Source organism: Trinickia diaoshuihuensis, from assembly GCF_003390925.1.
Lineage (GTDB): Bacteria > Pseudomonadota > Gammaproteobacteria > Burkholderiales > Burkholderiaceae > Trinickia > Trinickia diaoshuihuensis.
Map to the genome: position 1 here is coordinate 33972 of NZ_QUBS01000077.1, position 18495 is coordinate 52466.

General features: G+C 64.8%; 15 protein-coding genes. 3 read left to right on the top strand and 12 right to left on the bottom strand.

Annotated features, from left to right (window positions below; genetic code table 11):
• Nucleotides 1–4: 4 nt before the first annotated feature.
• From motA to DXT59_RS16165, 3 genes are all read right to left on the bottom strand, one after another.
• Nucleotides 5–883, bottom strand: coding sequence for a flagellar motor stator protein MotA (gene motA / locus DXT59_RS16155; RefSeq protein WP_116137897.1), 879 nt, complete (start codon nucleotides 881–883; stop codon nucleotides 5–7).
• Nucleotides 884–1213: 330 nt separating this feature from the next.
• A complete protein-coding gene (locus tag DXT59_RS16160; protein ID WP_116137898.1) occupies nucleotides 1214–2563 on the bottom strand; it encodes a chitinase in 1350 nt (449 codons plus the stop codon).
• Between the two features lie 402 nt (nucleotides 2564–2965).
• Nucleotides 2966–3544 (bottom strand): hydrolase, encoded by a 579-nt coding sequence (locus tag DXT59_RS16165; protein WP_116137960.1) that lies wholly within the window; start codon nucleotides 3542–3544, stop codon nucleotides 2966–2968.
• Nucleotides 3545–3709: 165 nt separating this feature from the next.
• Between DXT59_RS16165 and DXT59_RS16170 the strand changes: the two genes are divergently transcribed.
• The 3 genes from DXT59_RS16170 to DXT59_RS16180 all read left to right on the top strand — a co-directional run bounded on the left by DXT59_RS16170 (nucleotide 3710) and on the right by DXT59_RS16180 (nucleotide 6407).
• Nucleotides 3710–4372, top strand: coding sequence for a TetR/AcrR family transcriptional regulator (locus tag DXT59_RS16170; protein WP_116137899.1), 663 nt, complete (start codon nucleotides 3710–3712; stop codon nucleotides 4370–4372).
• Nucleotides 4373–4828: 456 nt separating this feature from the next.
• Complete coding sequence (locus tag DXT59_RS30655) at nucleotides 4829–5266, top strand: ParB N-terminal domain-containing protein (protein WP_162878106.1); 438 nt, start codon at nucleotides 4829–4831, stop codon at nucleotides 5264–5266.
• Between the two features lie 142 nt (nucleotides 5267–5408).
• Nucleotides 5409–6407 (top strand): DUF4434 domain-containing protein, encoded by a 999-nt coding sequence (locus DXT59_RS16180; RefSeq protein WP_240324542.1) that lies wholly within the window; start codon nucleotides 5409–5411, stop codon nucleotides 6405–6407.
• A 24-nt stretch (nucleotides 6408–6431) separates the two neighbouring features.
• Here DXT59_RS16180 and DXT59_RS16185 read toward each other — a convergent pair whose 3' ends face one another.
• The 9 genes from DXT59_RS16185 to DXT59_RS16225 form a co-directional block, all read right to left on the bottom strand.
• A complete protein-coding gene (locus tag DXT59_RS16185; RefSeq protein WP_116137901.1) occupies nucleotides 6432–7559 on the bottom strand; it encodes an acyl-CoA dehydrogenase family protein in 1128 nt (375 codons plus the stop codon).
• A 31-nt stretch (nucleotides 7560–7590) separates the two neighbouring features.
• Complete coding sequence (locus DXT59_RS16190) at nucleotides 7591–8292, bottom strand: alginate O-acetyltransferase AlgF (protein ID WP_116137902.1); 702 nt, start codon at nucleotides 8290–8292, stop codon at nucleotides 7591–7593.
• The gene (locus DXT59_RS16195) at nucleotides 8289–9764 is read right to left on the bottom strand and encodes an AMP-binding protein (RefSeq protein WP_116137903.1); all 1476 of its coding nucleotides are present in this window, start codon (nucleotides 9762–9764) and stop codon (nucleotides 8289–8291) included. The genes DXT59_RS16190 and DXT59_RS16195 overlap by 4 nt, the downstream gene beginning before the upstream one ends.
• A gap of 72 nt (nucleotides 9765–9836) precedes the next feature.
• Nucleotides 9837–10073, bottom strand: a complete 237-nt coding sequence (locus DXT59_RS16200) for an acyl carrier protein (RefSeq protein WP_116137904.1) — start codon at nucleotides 10071–10073, stop codon at nucleotides 9837–9839.
• A gap of 32 nt (nucleotides 10074–10105) precedes the next feature.
• Nucleotides 10106–11686 (bottom strand): MBOAT family O-acyltransferase, encoded by a 1581-nt coding sequence (locus DXT59_RS16205; protein WP_116137905.1) that lies wholly within the window; start codon nucleotides 11684–11686, stop codon nucleotides 10106–10108.
• 11 nt (nucleotides 11687–11697) lie between these two features.
• The gene (locus DXT59_RS16210; RefSeq protein ID WP_240324543.1) at nucleotides 11698–12870 is read right to left on the bottom strand and encodes an alginate O-acetyltransferase AlgX-related protein; all 1173 of its coding nucleotides are present in this window, start codon (nucleotides 12868–12870) and stop codon (nucleotides 11698–11700) included.
• A gap of 4 nt (nucleotides 12871–12874) precedes the next feature.
• Nucleotides 12875–13885 carry an alginate O-acetyltransferase AlgX-related protein gene (locus DXT59_RS16215; RefSeq protein WP_116137907.1) on the bottom strand — a complete coding sequence of 337 codons (1011 nt, stop codon included), beginning with the start codon at nucleotides 13883–13885 and terminating at the stop codon, nucleotides 12875–12877.
• 110 nt (nucleotides 13886–13995) lie between these two features.
• Nucleotides 13996–16773, bottom strand: coding sequence for an NfrA family protein (locus tag DXT59_RS16220; RefSeq protein WP_116137908.1), 2778 nt, complete (start codon nucleotides 16771–16773; stop codon nucleotides 13996–13998).
• Nucleotides 16770–18476: a glycosyl transferase family protein gene (locus DXT59_RS16225; protein WP_116137909.1), complete on the bottom strand. Its 1707-nt coding sequence runs from the start codon at nucleotides 18474–18476 to the stop codon at nucleotides 16770–16772. The genes DXT59_RS16220 and DXT59_RS16225 overlap by 4 nt, the downstream gene beginning before the upstream one ends.
• Between the last annotated feature and the right edge of the window lie 19 nt (nucleotides 18477–18495).

An 18495-nucleotide genomic window follows, 5' to 3' on the forward strand; every position in this document is an offset into this window, starting at 1 on the left:
TCGCTTAGGAAGCCGCCGCCGGCTTCGAGACCTTCGTCGCGCGCACGGTGTCGTCGAGTTCTTGGAACGTGGGGCGATCGCTCGTGAACAACACCTTGCGGCCGAACTCCACGGCAACTGACGGCGCATAGCCGCTCAGCGAGGCCAGCAGCACGGCCTTCACGCACTGGAACGGCTTGGCGGCCGCGCGGCCCTTCGCATGCAGCAGATCGGCGAGCGGCCCGATGAATCCGTACGACAGCAAAATACCGAGGAACGTGCCGACGAGCGCGGCCGCGATCATCTCGCCGAGCACCGCGGGCGGCGCGCCGACGGAGGCCATCGTATGGACGACGCCCATGACGGCCGCGACGATACCGAACGCCGGCAAGCCGTCGGCCATCTTTTGCAGCGCGTTGGCGACCACCGATTCCTCGGCGTGATGCGTCGTCAATTCCTCGTCCATCAGGTCCTGCATTTCGAGGACGTTGATGTTGCCCGTCGACATCATGCGCAGGTAGTCGGTGATGAAGTCGAGCAAATGATGATCGCCGGCGATCACGGGATATTTTTGGAAGAGCGGGCTTTGGTCGGGTGCGTCGACGTCGGCTTCGAGCGCCATCATCCCTTCCTTGCGGGCCTTCTGCATCAGTTCGTAGAGCAGCGCGATCAACTCCAAGTACTTCGCCTTGTCGTAACGCGGGCCCTTGAAGCAAGCGGGCAAGCTCTTGATCGTCTTTTTCAACGTGGGGACGGGGTTGGCAACGACGAACGCGCCGAACGCCGCGCCGAAAATACAGAGCAATTCGAACGGCTGAATCAAGGCGAACAGGTGCCCGCCTTCCCCGACGAAACTTCCGATCACAGCGCCGAGCACCATGATCCAACCGATTGCGACAAACATGAATCTCTCCAATCCAAAAGCGAGGGGCCGCGCATCCACATCAGCGCGTCGTTGCGACGAACGGTTCGTTCGTAGTCCTATCGGTTGGGGTAGCGGAGGACGGCTCGGTAGAGCCTTTGACGCAAGACCAATCGCGACGAGGGCTGCGATGCGGCCTCGTATTCGTTCATGCCTGGCTAACGGCTCAAAGAGGCAATAGCTAAAGGGTGTGCAATGAAATTTAAGAAAGGGGACGCATCAATGGCGTCCGCGCGACCGGCTCGCCCACCGATCGCGCAGGTTGATTGATTCAGATCAAGTTCGCCGGCACGGCCTTGGTGTATCTGTCCGTCAGGACGATTTCACCCACACCCCGCCGTCGCTCGGTACGTTGCCCTGAGTCCACCACTGCGCGCAATACTTCGCGCCTTGGTACATGACGCAACTGCCGCCCGAATAGGCAACCGATGCCGACCATGTCGGCGTCGCGCCCGAGACGAGCTTCCAAACCGACGATTGCCCCGGCACGTCGCCTTGCGTCCACCACTGGGCTTGATAAGTCGAGCCCTGATAGGTCACCTGCATGCCCGCCGTATAGACTTGCGACGCCGACCACGGCGCCGGCCCCGAACCGCCGGTCCCTCCGGTCGATCCGCCGCCATACGAGGGATCCTTCGTGACGCCCGCGCCCCAATGATCGGCAAAACGCTCGAAGATCGAGGCGAACTGATAGGGACTCTGCGCCACGCCGGAACAGCTCGAGGAGGCCGACCCGCCCGGCGTCGCGCAGGCCACGTCGCGCCCGACCGACCAATTGCTGAGGAGACCGTAATTGTTGTTGAGCGCGGTATTGGTCAGCGTTTGAGCATCGTCGAGCGTGAACGTTTCGCCCTGCGTGTCATTGACGCCGATCATCGGCGTGACGCCTACCGTTTGCCACAACTGCGCGCTGCTCTTCGTCTGCCCGACGCTCTTGTACGCCGTGTCGAGCTGCGAATACAGCGACTGCGCCGCTTGAATCGCCGCTTGTCCCATCTCGACGCCGGACGGGCCGTAGTCCATCGCCATCACGTTGACGACGTCGAATGCCACATGATTTTGAATCGCCGCGTTCAGGACGTTCAAGCCTTCGCCGGTCAGCCCCGAGGCGAGTACGGGGAGCGTCAGCGTCACATGGAGCGCTTTGCCTTTGGCGGTCTGCGCGGTTTGCAACTGCGCGACGGCTTGGAAGTTCCGCGCGAGCGCGGCCGAATCGTCCTGCGCGGCGCCTTCGATATCGAAGTCGATATGCGTGAGGCTGTAGGTATCCACGACCGTTTGGAGCGCTGCCTGCAGCGAGGGCACGTCGGTGCACGCCTGCATGAGCGGCGTACCGTTCGCGCCGCCGAACGAGACGGCGACCTCGCCGCCCTTCGCCCGATAGTTGTCGATGCCGCCCGAGATCGCCGTCAGCAAATCGGAACTGTTGCCGGGCCCGATCGCTTGCACGCCGCCCCAGGACGGTACGCATCCGCCGGAGCCGGCCACGACGAACGCAAGCGTGAACTGCTGGATGCCCTGCTGTACGCCGATTTTGTCGAGGACCGGGGTGGGCCATTCGGTCATGTCGACGTAGGGTGCGTAGATGTTGCTCGCTTGCGAAGCCGTCGCGGCCAGCGAGAAGGCCGTTGCGGCGAGTACCTTCGTGATCGTTCGCTTCATGGGTCTGCCCTCGTTCCGTTTGAAGGTGCCGGTTAGCGAGCCGTGCCTCCTTCCGCTCGAGTCCGGCGGCGATGAATCGCTCCGTATCGTAGGAGATCCTCCGCGAGATTGGTACTAAAGCGGTCCCACCAAAATTAGTGGGTAAAGGCGACTTAAACGCTCAATTGGAGGGCTTTGACCAATCGCTTAACGATGGCTGAAAAATTGCGCCATACCCGCACGAATCCTTTCAGGACAAAGGCGAAGAGCCAATCGCATGCGTTTGGAGCATGGCGACGGGCGAGCCGCGGCCACGCATTGATTACGCGAGGAGCATCAGAGCGATGAGACCAGTGAATACCGCGTCCCGCTATTTGAGGCGACGGACGCACCGAGCGATGCGTCCGCGCACCGAAGCCGACGTTAGCCGTTGATTGCCGCCAGTACGTCGTCCGTCGTACGAACGCGTCCGAGCCGCGGGAAGATGAAGCGCAGCGATGCTTCATGCTGCTCGATCGATGCGCAGCTCATCGCATCCTCGGCAAAGACGATCGCGTAGTTGCGCTCGAACGCGGCGCGCGCGGTCGACTCGACGCCGATGTTCGTCGCGATACCGGCGAGCACGATCGTTTGAACGCCGCGCCGGCGCAATTGCAAATCGAGTTCGGTGCCGTAAAAGGCGTTCCACTGCCGCTTCGTGATCTGAATGTCGCGCTCGCTCGCTTCGAGCCGAGGCGGGAAGGTCCACCAATTTTCGGGCAAGCCGCCGGGCGGCGTGGGCGGGGGCTGGTCGACGCTTTGCCGCAATACGTCGCCGAAATCGGGACTGGGCCCGACGCGCACGAGCACGACAGGCGCGCCCACTTCGCGAAAGCGTTTCGCGAGGCGCACGCTCGCGTCCAAGACGGCATCGCCCGTGCGCGGCGCTCGACCGTAGGGCAGGATGCCTTCTTGCAGATCGATGAGGACGAGCGCGGTGGTACGTGGATCGAGAGTGTCCATGATGAGTCCTTGAAGTCCCGTGGATGCAGCGTTGATCGAGTCGATATCGCGCGCCGGTGCGAGCCGGCGGGCCGGCCCGCCATTGAGCGCGACCGGCAAAACAGGTTTAATGAGAGCGATACCTCAGAAATACGAGGATACCCTCACAAAACGGAGTATATGAGGATGGCCTCACAAAATGCAAGTCGTTCCGGCGACGACGTGCGCGCGGACGCGAAGCCGCCGCGGCGCGAACGCGGGCGGGCGCGCGTGGCGGCGCTGCTCGACGCGGCCGGCGCGGAATTCGCCGAGAAGGGCTTCGACGCCGCCACGATGACGGCGATCGCGGCGCGGGCCGGCGCGTCCATCGGCTCGCTCTATCAGTTCTTTCCCACGAAGGATGTGCTGGCCGACGCGCTGCTCGAAGCGTATTTGACGACCTTGATCGACGATCTCGGCCGGCTGCGCGAAGCGGCGCCCGCGCTCGACGTGGCGGCCCTAGCGCATCGGCTCGCGCGCGCATTGGTTGCGTTTCGCGCCGCGCATCCGGCGTTCGCGCCGCTCGTGGAGACCTCCGGCCGCTCGCTGCCGGCGGTGCTCGGGGTGAGAGAGCGGATTCGCGCGGAGATCGCGGCGATCTTGCGCGCCAAGGCGCCCGGGATGAAGGCGGCCGAGGCGCAGGTGCGCGCGGCCGTGGTTCAGCAAATCATGAAGGCGGCGGTCGCTATTCAGGGCGAGGCGACGTTTGCGCATCGCGCGGCGGTGATCGACGAGTTGGAAAGCGTGATGAAGCTGTATTTGGATCAGACATTCGAGGCGGTGGGTCTAGCGCGGGCAAGCAAGCGTTAGCTGTAGCGACTTGCATTCGAAACCGCGCCTGCTCACATTTTTCGTCAGTCCCATCGCACTCGGCATCACAACTTCGCGGTTGTAATTTTTCTGGCAAGGCTCGCGTGGTGTCATACCAGCATGACACGCACCAACTCAATTTCGGGATCCCCTGTACCGAACCCACCACTTACAGGGCAAACCACTGCGGCGTCGGATGGCCAGCCCGTAAGACGGTCAGCTTCTCCCCCGGCTGATGACCGCTTTTCCGGCTTGTCGAAAAGACCGCGCCGCGACAGCGCGCAAGAGGCGTCCGCTTCAGACAGTGCCATGATGCGTCCACGCCAGGATCTGCAGGCTACCCAATTCGACCGAGCCGCATCGATGCGGGCCGCTGCGAATAGGGCATCCCTGGGGTCGTCGACGGGCCCCGCATTGCCGAACATCAGCGGCCTAACCGCCGGGGGCTCGCTCAATATGAGCGAAGACCGCGGTGCGCAACGCGCCAGCTATCAGCCGTCGCGAGCAACGGAGTTGGCCGAATCGAAGTACTCGGACATCCTGCCGTCGCAGCATGAACTAAAGGAATCGCACATCGACGCGTATCGACAGAAAATAAAAAATGGAGAGCAATTAGAACCGATCCCCGTCGCGCGGAGTAGCGACGGCAAAAAACTGGTGCTCATCGATGGACACCATCGATTCGCAGCGGCAATGGCAGAGCAAGCCAAGGTCGACTTGATTGTTTCTTCCACGACCGCACCGACGTCGCATGCGGACTGGTCTGGGGTCAAGAAGACTGATCGCTTCACGGGCAACGATATAGTCAACCAGGGCCCGGAACACTTTGCAAATGTAAGCTCTGACAGTGAGGACTATTCGAGCGGGAGTTCACCCGGCGGGCATAAAGCATAGAAGGCTGGAATCTAAGCAATCGTAAAGGGAGTAAACGAGACGACGAATCGCCGTGATCGATCGCCAAAAATTGCCGATAATATCGGCGCGCTTCATTTCCTCATACGATCCCGGCCCCGCGCTATTGTCCAAGCCCTCATCGATGCTTCCGCTTCGCGCCGCCCGAGCTCATAGCCCGCAACGCCGCCGCCTGCTGCAAGCCGCCATGCTGGCGGCCTGTCTGCCGCTCGCCGCCTGCAACGCACCGCCCCAAATCGGCGGCACCTTCGTGCAACTGTGGCGCAGCCATCTCGACTGGACGCGCGATCAATGGCACGAACGCCTAACGGCCTCCCATGCGCTCGGCTGCAAGGAGATTTTCGTGCAGTGGGTTGGCATCGACAGCGAGCCCGACAGCACATGGATAGCGCCGGATTCGATGATCCAGTTGCTGCTCGACGAGAGCGCGGCGCTCGGCATGGGCGTTCACCTCGGCGTGCCCTACGACGAGCGCTGGTGGAACGCGATCGGCGACAAAAGCGACGCCGTGCTCGACGCCTTCCTTGCCCGCTCGAACGAGCGCGGCGCAAGCTATATGCAAACCGCGCTGTGGACACTGCACGAGGCGTTTCGCGGCTGGTATATCCCGTATGAGCTCGAGCAGTACAACTGGGCCGATCCGGCGCGCCTAGACAAGCTCGCCGACTGGCTCGGCCGCTTCTCCGACGTGGCGCTCGCCACCAGCGGCCAGGTCCCGACCGTGTCGACCTACTTCAGCCAACTGCCGACGACCGGCACGCTCGCCGGCATGTGGAGCACGCTGCTCGACCGGGTCAAGCTGCATCCGATGATCCAAGATGGGGTGGGCGTGGCCGGCATCGGCAACTACGACGCGCTCAGGCCGCTGCACGACATGCTCGTCGCGCGCGGGGCGACGTTCGATCTCATCGCGGAACTGTTCGAGCAATTGCCGGCGGCGAAGAGCGATGGCTCGGACTTCAAGGCCCGTTCGGCCAGCTTTCGGCGCATCGAGGCGCAATGGAACATCGCGCGCGATTACGGCGCGCAGCGTATCGTCGCGTTCTCGCTCGATCCGTGGGTGCTCGGCGACTCCGCCGAGGCAAGGTTGCTGCTCAAGCGCTGGCAATCGGCGATCGGTTGAGCGCGCGCCGATCACCGGTCCGCTTTAGAGTTGCTTGCCGACGATCTCACGCAAGATTTCGCTCGTGCCGCCGAAGATGCGCAACGCGCGCGCATCGGCCCAGGCGCGTCCGATGCCGTATTCGCTCATATAGCCGTAGCCGCCATACAGTTGCAGCAAATCGTCGAGCACTTGCCCTTGCAACTCCGTCGCATTGAGCTTAGCCATGGCCGCCGTGACGGGCTCGAGTCCGCCCGCCATGTGGCGCGCGAGACAGTCGTCGAGAAACACGCGCAGCATGGTCGACTTGGAAAGCGCATCGGCTAGCTTGAACCGCGAGTTCTGGTAGTCGAGCACGCGCCGGCCGAACACCTTGCGCTCCTTGAGGTACGCCGCCGCTTCGGCCAGGCGGCCTTCGAGCGAGGCGGCCGCGCGCAGCGCGATGGCCAGACGCTCCCGCGCGAGTTCGCGGGTGACGTACTCGAATGCGGCCCCCTCTTCCCCGAGCAACGCATCGGCGCTCAGGCGCACATCGTCGAAAAACAGTTCGCACGTGTCCTGACTGTGCTGCCCGATCTTTGCGAGCGGCGGTCCTTTGGCGAATCCCGGCATGCCCTCCTCGACGACGAAGAGCGACAAGCCGCGGGCGCCGAGGTCGGGGTTCGTGCTGGCCAGGACGATCACGAGCCCGGCGTTCACACCGTTCGTGATGAACGTCTTCTGGCCGCTCAGTGCCCACCCCTCGCCGTCTCGGCGCGCGCGCGTGCGCACGGCCTTCAAATCGCTGCCCGCCCCGGGCTCGGTCATCGCAATGGCGCCGATGAGTTCGCCCGACGTCATGCGAGGCAGCCATTTCTCCCGCTGTTCGGGTGTCCCGAATGCCGCCAGATACGGCGCGACCATATCCGAATGAATCGAAAAACCGATGCCGAGATAGTTCGCGTGCGCAAGCGCTTCGATGACGACCGCGGCATGTCCGAAGTCGCCGCCCAGCCCGTACGGCACCGCAATCGCGCAGTTCAGCAAACCGGCCTCGCCGGCCTTTCGCCACAACGCTCGCGGCGTGATGCCTTCATGCTCCCACTGGGCGTAATGCGGCGCGATCTCGTTCGCGATGAAACGCTCGACTTGAACGCGAAACTGTTCGTGATCTTCGCGGAAAACGCCGCGCATACGCTCGCTCCTGGAGGATTCGGCCGTCGCTTTACTGTCCATACGGGTCGGTCGCGCTCACCTGGCCGCGCAGCACCGGTTTGCCGGCCGTGCCCACGAGGAAGAGGCTGTAGTGGTCGCCCGGCTGGAGCGCCGGCAGGGTCAGCGCGCCGGACGCGACCGTCGAGCATGCGGCCGCGAGCTTCGCCGAAACCGGGTTGATGGGACGCGCGGCAGCCGCATGCGGCGCCACGGCCGAGAACAGCACCGGACCGGCGGGCGCCACCGCGAGGCGGCCATTCGGGCAGTCGGCGGCAAGGTTGTAGAAGCGCAACTCGGCCTTGAGCGCGTCTTGCGAGCCACCGCCGTCGTCGACGACGGTGAATACGACTTTCTGCCCCTCGCGGCGCGGCACGAGTGTCGCGAAGCTGTCCGGTGCGACCGTCAGCGTCGCGACGGCCTTGCCGTTCAGCGAGACGGTAAACGGCGCATTACCTTTGACGATGGCGTACGTACTCGCCGTTGCCTCGCCGGAGAGCGTTTGCACGGGTCCATCGGCTATCTTCACCGAGAGCCGCGCGCTGTCCGGATTGACCAGGCGCACGAACGACGACCCGGCCGGCGGCCGCGCGGCATAGAGCTGCGCGAATTTGCCCTCGGTATCGGCGCGCGCGCCGATCGGCGCGAACGCGGCGGCCAGCGACAAGGCGGCGCCCAGACAAGGCGCAAAAACGAATCGTGCGACGAACTTCATGCTTTCGACTCCTTGGGGGAACGCATCCTCGAGTCCAGGTACATGCGCTCCAGTGCTTTGCGGTCGGCTTTTTGGGTCTGCGTCAGCGGAAAGCCGTGGCAGACGATCAATTCCGACGGGATCATATACGGCGGCACGCGGCGGCCGAGCGAGGCACGCCAATCGGCCAACGCGGGAGGCGGGGGCAGCAGTCCGGACGGTCCTTCGGCATCGGGATCGACGAAACCGATCATCCGCACGATGGCGCCGTCGGGACGCTTGAGCGCGACCGCCGCGCCCGCGCGCACGCCGGGTAGCGTGGCCAGCGCCGCGTCGACTTCGGCCAGTTCGATGCGATAGCCGTGCAACTTGATCTGGTCGTCGCGCCGGCCGCGGAACGTGACGAGCCCGCGCGCATCCATCGCGCCGAGATCGCCGGTGCGATAACCTCGCTTGCCGTCGCGCACGAACATGCGTGTGGCGTTCAAATCGGCGCGGTTCAGATAGCCGCGCATGACGTGATCGCCGGCGATACAGATCTCGCCGTCGTCGATGAACACCTCTGCATACGGTTTGGCGCGGCCGATCGGAAACGGCAGCGGCGCGCTGGCGCGCAGTTCGGCATCGATCTCGACCCACGTGGTCGAGCACGTCGCCTCGGTCGGCCCATAGGAGTTGATGATGCGCGAGGCCGGGAAACGGCTCCAGAGTGCTTCGGCCAGCACCGGCGTGAGCGATTCCGCGCCGAACACGAACGCGCGCAGATCGGGCAAGTGCCCGGCGTCGAAAGACGGATCCAGCAGTTGCTGACGCGCGAACGACGGCGTCGAAGTCCAGACGTTCACGCGTGCGCGCGCCAGATAAGCCGCGAAACGTTCACGGTCCTCGATCACTTCGCGCGGGCACAACGCGCACGCGCCGCCCGTCGCCAACGCACCCACCCAGTTGAACAGCGAGAAGTCGAAGCTGAACAGCATCTGGTCCATGAACACGGGCGCATCGCCGAGCGCGAGGCAATCGCGAATCCAGCGCGCGAATAGGCCCAGGCTCTCGCGCCCGATTTGCACGCCCTTCGGATCGCCCGTGCTGCCCGAGGTGAACATGATGTAGGCAAGCCCCGGCTCTGCAAGCGGCGCGGCGTCGAAGCCCGTCGGCACGAACGCGCGCGCCTGCGCATCGTAGCGCAGGCCGGCGCGCACGAGCTCGCCGATGCGGGCAATGCGGTGCGCCGGGTTGACGACATCAACGGGCACGAACGGCACGCCAAGCTGTAAGCAGCCGAGCATCGCAACCAGAAACGCCGGCTCCTTGTGGCCCGTGATCACGAGCGGCACGTTCGCGCGCGCGCCGGCTTCTATCGCGGCGGCTGTCCACGTCGATACGGCATCGGCGAGCGCGGCCCACGAAAGCGGGCGCGCGGGATCGATCACGGCCGCGCGTTCGGGCGCGGCATGCTCGTCTGCGAATTCGAAACGATCGAAGTCGAAATGCATTGAGAATCTCCTCGTGAGCGGGTGCCGGGGCTTATCGCGGGTTCAAGCGGGTTCAAGCGTCTTCCAACCCTTTCAAACCTTTTGCGAGGCGATGTATTCGGCCAGTATTTGCACCGACTCGAGATGCACGTCGATTTCCGACGGCGGGATCTTCACGCCGAATTCGCGTTCGACGGCGAGCGCCACATCGACGGCCGAGAGTGAATCGATGAGCCCCGACTCGATCAGCAGGGTGTCCGGCTCGACCGACGTGAGGATGATGGCTTCGATCAGTTGTGCGAGTTTGGCTTCGATTTCGGCGATGGGCATGAGAGGACTCCGGCTAGCGGGATGTTCGAGTTTCAGAACTGGAAATAGAGGAAGCGCGTCTCTTTGTGCAGATTCGCGAGACACAGGAAGAACAGCGCGAGCAACACGGCGAGCCACGGTGCGCCGGGACGCCAGCGCATGAAAGCGAGCGCGGCCTCTTGCGCCTTGAAGAGCGCGGGCGAATGGCGCCCGAGGATTTGATGCGCGTTCGGTGCAAACCATGCGATGCAGAGTAGCGCAAGCACATAGACGAATTGCAAATGCGTGCCGACGATCGCGCGCCATGCGTCGCCGGGCGCCATATTCAACGCGTAACGGAGCGTGCCCAAGGACTCGAAACCGCGCAGCCCCATCATGCCTTCCACGAGCCGGACGGCTTCGCCGACGCCGTTCGCGCGGAAGAACGCTTGGGCGACGAGCACCGCGACGAAGGTGACGGCAACGCTCGCGACTTTGCCCGCGCGCGTGCCTGTGCGGCCCGCCACCGGCTTGCGGCCCACGACGAAGATGCGCCACGCGTGATTGACCGACAGATACAGCGCATGAAGCAGACCGAACACGAGGTACTGAACACCCGCGCCGTGCCAAATGCCGGCGAGACTCATCGTGAAGACGGTCGGCAGCACGATGGTCGCCGCAAACCCGCCCGGCGTGCGGGCGGCGGCCGAACCGGCTGCGAGGCCGCGCCTATCGCGCATGCGTGAGATGGCCATCGCCACGGGGTAGTAGAGGTAAGCCGTCAGATAGCGCGTCAGCGTGATGTGCCAGCGCGCCCAGAAATCGATGATGCTGCTCGCCTTGTAGGGCGAATTGAAGTTCAGCGGAAAACGGATGCCGAACATTTTCGCGAGACCGAGCGCCATATCGGAATAGCCGGAGAAATCGAAGTAAAGCTGTAGCGCATACGCGACGCTCGTGCCCCAGGCCGCCCAGAAACGCAGGTCGCCCGGCGCGGCGAAGCCTGCGTCCGCGTAGGGGGCGATCGCGTCGGCAAGCAGCACTTTCTTGGCGAGGCCCATGACGAAAAGCATGGTGCCGACCGAAAGATTTTCGGCGCGGAAGCGGAAGTTATCCTGCTTCGCGAACTGCGGCATCATTTCTTTGTGATGCAGAATCGGGCCGGCGATCAGATGCGGAAAGAACGTCACGAAGAGCACATAGTTCAACAGCCGGCCCTCTTTCGCGATACCGGCGCGGCAATCGAGCAGATAGCCGATCTGCGTAAACGTGAAGAACGAGATGCCGAGCGGCAGCGCGAGCGGATCCATCATGCCGTGCGTGATGCCCAGCTCGCTCATGAAATTGAACAGCGCGGCGAAATACTTGTAGTGCACGAGCGCCGCCAGATCGGCCAGCACGCCGGCCGCGACGATCGCGTCCTGTACGCGCGGCCGGCCCGCGCAGCGCAGCATCCACCGGCTGATCGCGTAGTTGAAGGCAATCGATACGGCGAGCAGCGCGAGGAATTGCGGATTCCACCAGCCGTAGAACACGAACGACGCGATACAAAGCCATATGGCGGCGAGCCGCAGGCTAACGGCGCCGGCGAGGTAGTGTCCGGCGAGCGCGACGGGCAAAAACAGCAGCAAAAAGAGCCAGGAATTGAACAGCATCGCAATCGATCTCAGGCGGAAGGGGCGAACGCACGCGCCGCCGATGCGGCAGCCTGCGGCGGCCGCGGGACGTCTTGCCGCGCGGGCAGATGTGCGAGGACGGCTTTCTCGTCGTCGGTAAGCGGCAGCGACAGCGCGTTCTCCGAGAACTCCCAGATCACGAGCCTGAGCGAGTTCGGCCAGCGCTCGCGCTGCTTGAGCGCCGCGATGAGCGCGCCGCTGAATTGGCCGCCGTCCATGCTGAGGTTCCAAACTTCACGCCCGAGCCCGATGCCGAGCCACGGCGCGAAGTTGCTGCGCCGGCCGTTCGAGCTGCCGGCGAGCAGCACTTCGACGGGCGGCGCGGCGTCGAGCAAGCCGCCCGAGCGCACCGGCTCGATGTCCTGAGGTTGCACCCGCTCCAGATCGGGACGCCAGCCCCGCGGCGCCCGCTGCAATCCCGAGAGCACGAGCAGATCGCCGATGCGCACTTGCGGCGCGCCGGGTTTGCCGATGGAGAACTCCTGCGTACCTCTTTGGTTGCCCAGCAGCGGCAACGCAGCCTGTGCGACGGCCGTCGCCGCCGCGCGCGCGCCGTCGGCATTCATGTGCACGTCGGTGCGAAAGAACATCGGCTCCGTGTGCCCCTCGAGCGTGGCGCGTAAATCGACGAACGGTACGCCCTCGTCGCGCAGCGCGTCTTGCCACTCATCGAGCCGTTGCCGCATGCCCTGCGACACGGCCCGGCCGCATAGATGCGCGGCCTCGATACGCGACTTGTCCGGTACCGCCACCACGAGTACTTCAATGTGTTTTGCGCGCAACTCGCCCGTCCAGTAGCGCATCAATCGCACGCGCTCGCGCAGCACGTCGGCCGCCACGCCCGGCTGAGGACGCAGGCCGTCGCGATAGAACATCCACTGCGGACAGCCGAGCGCCGTTTGGTCGCCGAGATCGCCGAGCAATCGATAACGCACGGCGGCATTGGCGGTGTCGATGGCGCCCTGAGCCGGCAAACGCAGCGACTTGCCGAGCACGCGGCCGGCCGAGCCGTCGAGCCAGGCATGCGGACGCAGGGCCTGCGCATCGATCCTCGCATGGTCGAGCGACCACAGTGCCCAGCCGAAGCCGGCAACGAGCGACACCATGCACACCAGCGCGGTCAACCGGTGTCCGAGGGCGTGGTCCTGATCGGGGGTGGTCACGTCGTCAGGTCCCGAGTGCGGCCTTCAACCGCGAGAGCCAGGTTTCGGTCGACATGATCGACGCGTTGTCCCACAGCCCAGAGGCGTCGGGGCCTTGGGCGTAGGTCGGCTCGAACATTTGCCAGATGAGCACCTGCGGCTTGTGCGCCTTGAATTCGGGCGATTCGACGTACTCGAGCAACATGATCCACTGGCCGACGTTGCCCGGCTTCCAGTTCACCGAAACGGGACGATCGATCAGATTCGAGAGCTTTTGCGGGAAGCCGAAATACGGCTGCACCATGCTGTGACCCGTCACGTGCACGGGTGCGGGGGCGTCGTCGATCAAACTCTGGCCTTCGGCCTGACGTCGCACCGAATACACTTCGCGGCCGACCTGCTTTTTCTCGTCCGCCGTGAGGAAGAGTTCGGCCAAATCGCCGTAGCGGCGTTCGTTGAACATGCTGCCGAGCGGCATGCCGGTACCGGGCCGGCCGTCGAGCGCCGGCACGTCATGCGCGATCATGCGAGCGGTGGCCTCCGCCGTCGCATCGGCGGCCACCTGCGTCCAGTGCTGATCGGTGCGATAAAACACGTTGTCGCCCGCATCGCGCAGCTTGCGCAGCACGGCTTCGTCGTCGAACGCCGGGATGCCGGCTTGTTTCAGCTTGCCGAGAATGGCGGCATACCGTGCCTGCACCTCGGGGCTCAGCGCGCGGCCGTCGGGCAGCTTGTCCTGATAGAAGCGCGTCTTGTCGGGCAGCAGGAGGACTTCGAGCTTGATGCCGCGCGCGGCGAACAAGTCGCGCGCCTGCTGGATCAACCGCGTATCGTTATCGATGCCGCGCATATCGACGCTCGTGAGACTGCCCCACCCCGGAAAGAGCCAACCGTCCTTGCCCTTGATGACGATCGAGGACGCATCCTGCGCCTGGGCCTGCGCGCTTGCGCTCGTCAGCGCGGTCACGGCGCCGGTCGCGGCGAGCGCGCCGAGTGTCGCGACGCATAGCGCGGTCCGCCGAACGATGCGCAGCATCGTCCGCTTCCCCGGCACACTCGAAAAAGATGTCTGGTTCAACCTGCGACTCCCGAAAATAAATACGCCAGACGCATACGGCCACGCGCCGACGCAATGGCGCTCGTCCGTCAATACGACAGCGTCACCGTCATAAACAAACCTTTCGATCGGTCCTTGGAACCGCCGCCCACGTTGAAGCGGTACTGCGTCGCCCAGTCGACGTAGGAACGAGGCGCGTCGTAGTGGTCCTCGCGGAACCAGTAACGAAGGTTCAGGCCCACGCCCGCCCCCATCGACCAGTCCGACCCGTTCCCGAGCAACGCGATCGAGCCGTTGCCGAGCGTCGGCGCCTGCACCCGGTCGTTCTCGTGGAGGAAGTCGCCGCCGACGACCCCATAAGGAAAGATCACGAGATGGTCGCTCACGACATCCGCGCGGAAGCTGCGGCCCACGCGCAACTCATAGGCCGCGAAAAGCTGATCGCGCTTATAACGTCCCGAGCTGCGCGCGCTCTGGGCGCCGGTGGTTTGGTCGGTGAGCCAGAATTGCGACGGCATGTCCTGCCACGAGTAGCCGGCCTGCATGTAGCCTTCGATCGTGAGCCAGCTTGGCTTGTCCATGCGCAGCGTCGTGCCCTCGTAATAGCCGTACGTCATATACGAGAGCCACCCGCCGTTACCGGCACGCGAAACATAGTTAGCCGTTTGCGGATTGGCGAGCGCCGGGCCGTTCGGATTGGACGGATCGCGGCCGCTCAGGCGGCAGCGCATCGAATCCGATGCCGGCGTGACCGTGCCCGAGCGCGTGGCCGAGCCGAGGTTGAACTGACGCTCGATGCCGAACGTGAGGCCCAATTGCGTCGATGGCGTAAAGCGGATACCGAGCGAGCCCGTGGTCGTCGGGATGCCGGACAGGCCGTTGTTGACGCTCTCGTCGACGTTGACGGGCGTGTTCGTGCACGGATCGAGCACGGTCTGCGCCGGCGTGCGGCCGGAGCCGTTGGCGACGGTTTGCGTCAGCCGGCCGTAAACCTCGAACACACGCGTGGTCGAATTGAGGATCATCGACGGCCGCCAAAACACCTCGGCCGACCCGAACACCGCGTCGCCGGGCACCGTGACTTGCGCGCCGCCCAGGCCCGGCCCGGCCGGCCTCGCGCCGCGATATCCCGCCGAGACCGTCGCGCCCCATTGGCGCGAGAGTCCACCGATGGAGTTGCGCGTATCGAAACGCTGCTCCGGCGTGAGCGCCAGCTTGCCGGCGTCGCTCATATCGATGGCGTGCTTAAGCGTATCGACGGCGCCGCGCTTGTCGCCCGCATTGGCGAGCGCATAGCCCTCATCGAGAATCGACGTCGGCGGCGCGTTGCCCGTCGCGCGCGCCGCCCGGAAGTCGGCCACCGCTTTGCCCGCCTCGTTTTCGCGCTGAAACAGGTAGCCGCGTTGCATGAGCAGCGCGGCGTCGCCCGGCGATTGCGCAAGCGCGTCGTTCAACCGCTGCTCGGCTTCCCTCATCTGCGCCGCGTTGCCGGCGGAGAGCGCTGTCGTCAGCAGCCGTTGCATCGCCGGATTTTGCGGATCGTCAGCCGCGGCCTTGCGTGCCTTGGCGATCGCTTCCGCATAATCGCCTCTCGCATAAGCGGTGTAGGCCTGCGCGCTCGCGCCGCCCGCGCCCCCCGCATCGGAGGGCAGCAGCTCGCACGATGTGCCGTACGGCGTGTCGTGGCAGTCCTGCACCGGCGCAGGGTAGTTCGCGAGCGTGAGCTGCACGGGGCGGCGCGCCATGGGGCGGCCCTCCGTCTTCGCCGAACGCAACCGGCGCGCCACCGCCGCGTCCTTCTGATCGAGCGGCGCAACGAGCGCCGCGACGCGCGCCGGATCACCACCGGCGAGCGCCGCATCGGCCGCGATGAGGCGAATGTTCTTGCGCTGGCCGTCGTCCAGCCAATCCTGCCCCAGCGCCGCGTCGAAATCGGCATCGGCCTGCTCGGCCTTGCCCTGTCGCTGACGCAGATAGGCGCGCATGACGAGTGCGACCGTGTTGCCGTCGTCCTGCGTGAGCGCGTCGGTGGCGGCGTCCTCGGCCGCGCTCAATTGGTCGTCGAGCATGAGCGAGGTCATGAGCAGCAACCGATGGCTATCGATGTCGGGGGCGAGCGATACCGCCTCGCGCGCAAACGGAATCGCGGCATGCGGATCGTTCGCGATCAGCGCCTGATAGCCTTTTTGCGCCGGGATCACGGCCATTCGGCGCCGCAGCGTCTGACGCCGCGCGAGCAAATCGTGTTTGTTCGGCGCACCGAGCGAGAGCGCGGTGTCGGCGGCGCCCGCCGCTTCGGCGTATTTGCCCTGCGCTTCGAGCGCGTCGAGCCACAGCATCGCCCAGGCGCCCTGCGTCGGATCGATGCGCAGCGCTGCTTCGGCGCGCTGGGCGCTCGCGGCATATTCCTTACTGTTGAAGTCGGTATAGGCCTGCGTCGCGATCGGAAAACCCTTGCGCCAGGCGGCGCTCGATGGATTGCCGGCGCCGCCGGGCGCGGGGCGCAGATTGGCCTTCACTTCCCGCAGCGCGGGTGCGTCGAAGCCCGCTTTGATCGCATCGTCGGCCGCCGCCTGCGCCGCATCGAGCTTGCCGGCCTTTTGCAGCGAATAGATCAGCAACATGCGCAGACGCAGGACGTCGGGACGCAAGCGAATGGCGCTTTCGGCCTGAGCGGCTGCCTGCGCGAATCGCTGCGCGCGGTAGCCGGCATACGCCTCGTTCGCGAGACGCCAGGCCTCGCCTTGCAGCGGCGCTTCCGCCGCCGGCTTCTTCGAGGCCTGCGCGAGCGCGCCCGACGGCACGGCAGCTCCGGTGAAGGCCGCGAGCACCGCGGTCAGCACGAGGGGACGAACGAAATGCGTCATGAGGTCTTGAGCTCAATCGGTGCAATCGGTGGCCCGGCCGGCTCGAGGGCCGCCGCGCCTTCCTGGAACGAGAGGGCTTCATGCAGCGTCGCTTCGTCGAGCCAGCCTTGCTCGATCAGAATCTGCCCGAGCGGCTTATGCTCCTTCGCCTGCAAGTCGACGGCGAAGGCAAGGCGCGTTTCGTCGATGGCCTGCCAAGACAGCAGCAACTCGCCCAAACGCTGGCGCTGCTGCGTGAGCTGATCGGTGGAGGGGAAGTCGTGCATCGTCTTGTCCCAGACGAGCCGCTTGCCCGTGACGAGATGGACGATGAACAGGCGCCATGCGCGCGCGGCGGCCATCGCATTGATGAAGTTGCCGACGATCATGCGCGGCACCGCGAGCACCGCGTGCTCCCAGCCGTACATGTGCCACACGAAGTAGCTGCGTTGAACGATCCGCAACGCGAGCGCGAACGAGTTCAAGCCCATCAGCGTGGCGATCCAGCCGTTCGGCGAGAAGACCGACGGATAGTAGATCGTCCACCAGCCCATGCGGTCGGCGGCCCAGAAGCCGAGAAAATTCAGCAGCAGCAGATACGCGAGGATCGCGACGAACGACGTCGCGAGTCCCTTGCGGTCGCGAAACAGCAGGTATTTCACGCCGAGCGAACCGTGCCAGCCCACCTGCTGCCAGCCTTGCAAGCCGATGCCGAGCGTCCAGCGCGCCTTCTGTCGATAGGCGGTACGGAACGTATTCGGAAAGTACTCGCGAATGCCGAGCGGCATCGAGATCGTCGAAATCTTTTCTTTTCCGAGGCCGAAGAACGACTGGCGGCGCGTCACGTACTCCACCGTGAACTTGCCGAAGATCTGCCGCAACCCGCTGCGCGCGAGCCGCGCGCCGATGTCGTAGTCCTCGGTGAGCGTATCGGTATTGAAGGGTTGGTTCTGCGTCTGCTCGGCCAGCAGTTGCAGCGCGCGCTGCGAGAAACAGGTCCCCACGCCCGCGGACGGCACCATTTTCGACAGGCTCTCTCTCACTACGAGATCCTTCGTATGCCATTCCGCGAACTCGTCCATATAGCTGCCCGCCACGAGTTCGTACCACTCGCGTTCGAGCGAGGTGACCGGCAACTGAATGAAATCCATGCGCGGCAGCAGATAGTTGTAGTACTTGAGTTCGAGCGGGTGGAGCACGTCTTCGCTATCGTGCAAGACGACGCCCGCGAAGGGCTCCGCCTGCTGCGCGTTTTGGCGGAAGATGGCCTGCACGATCCAGTTCAGGCAATCGGCCTTGCAGGTCGGACCATCGTGCGGCACCTCGACGCGCACGAGCTGCCGGTAGCGGCGGCGCATGCGCTCCACTTCGTTGCGCGTACGCTCGTCGTTGCGGTACGTGCCCACGAAGATCATGTAGTTCTTGTACTCGAGCGTGCCGACCATGCTTTCTAGCATGGGTGCGATCACGTCGTATTCGAGCCACGCGGGCACCATGATCGCGAGCGGCTGCTCGGGCACCGCGCGCAGTTGCGCCGCCTGCAACGGCGTATGGCGACGCCACACCGTGAGCGAACGCCATATCTGGCGCACCCAGTACCAGCCGTCGACGAATAGATCGTCGAGGCTGGAGAGCAAGATGACGACGCCTACCACGGCGCTCGTGATTTCGAGCGCGTGGTAGTAGTCGGCGACCAGATAAGGCCAGTAGAGTGAGGAGAACATGGCGCGTTGCCGCTCGCGT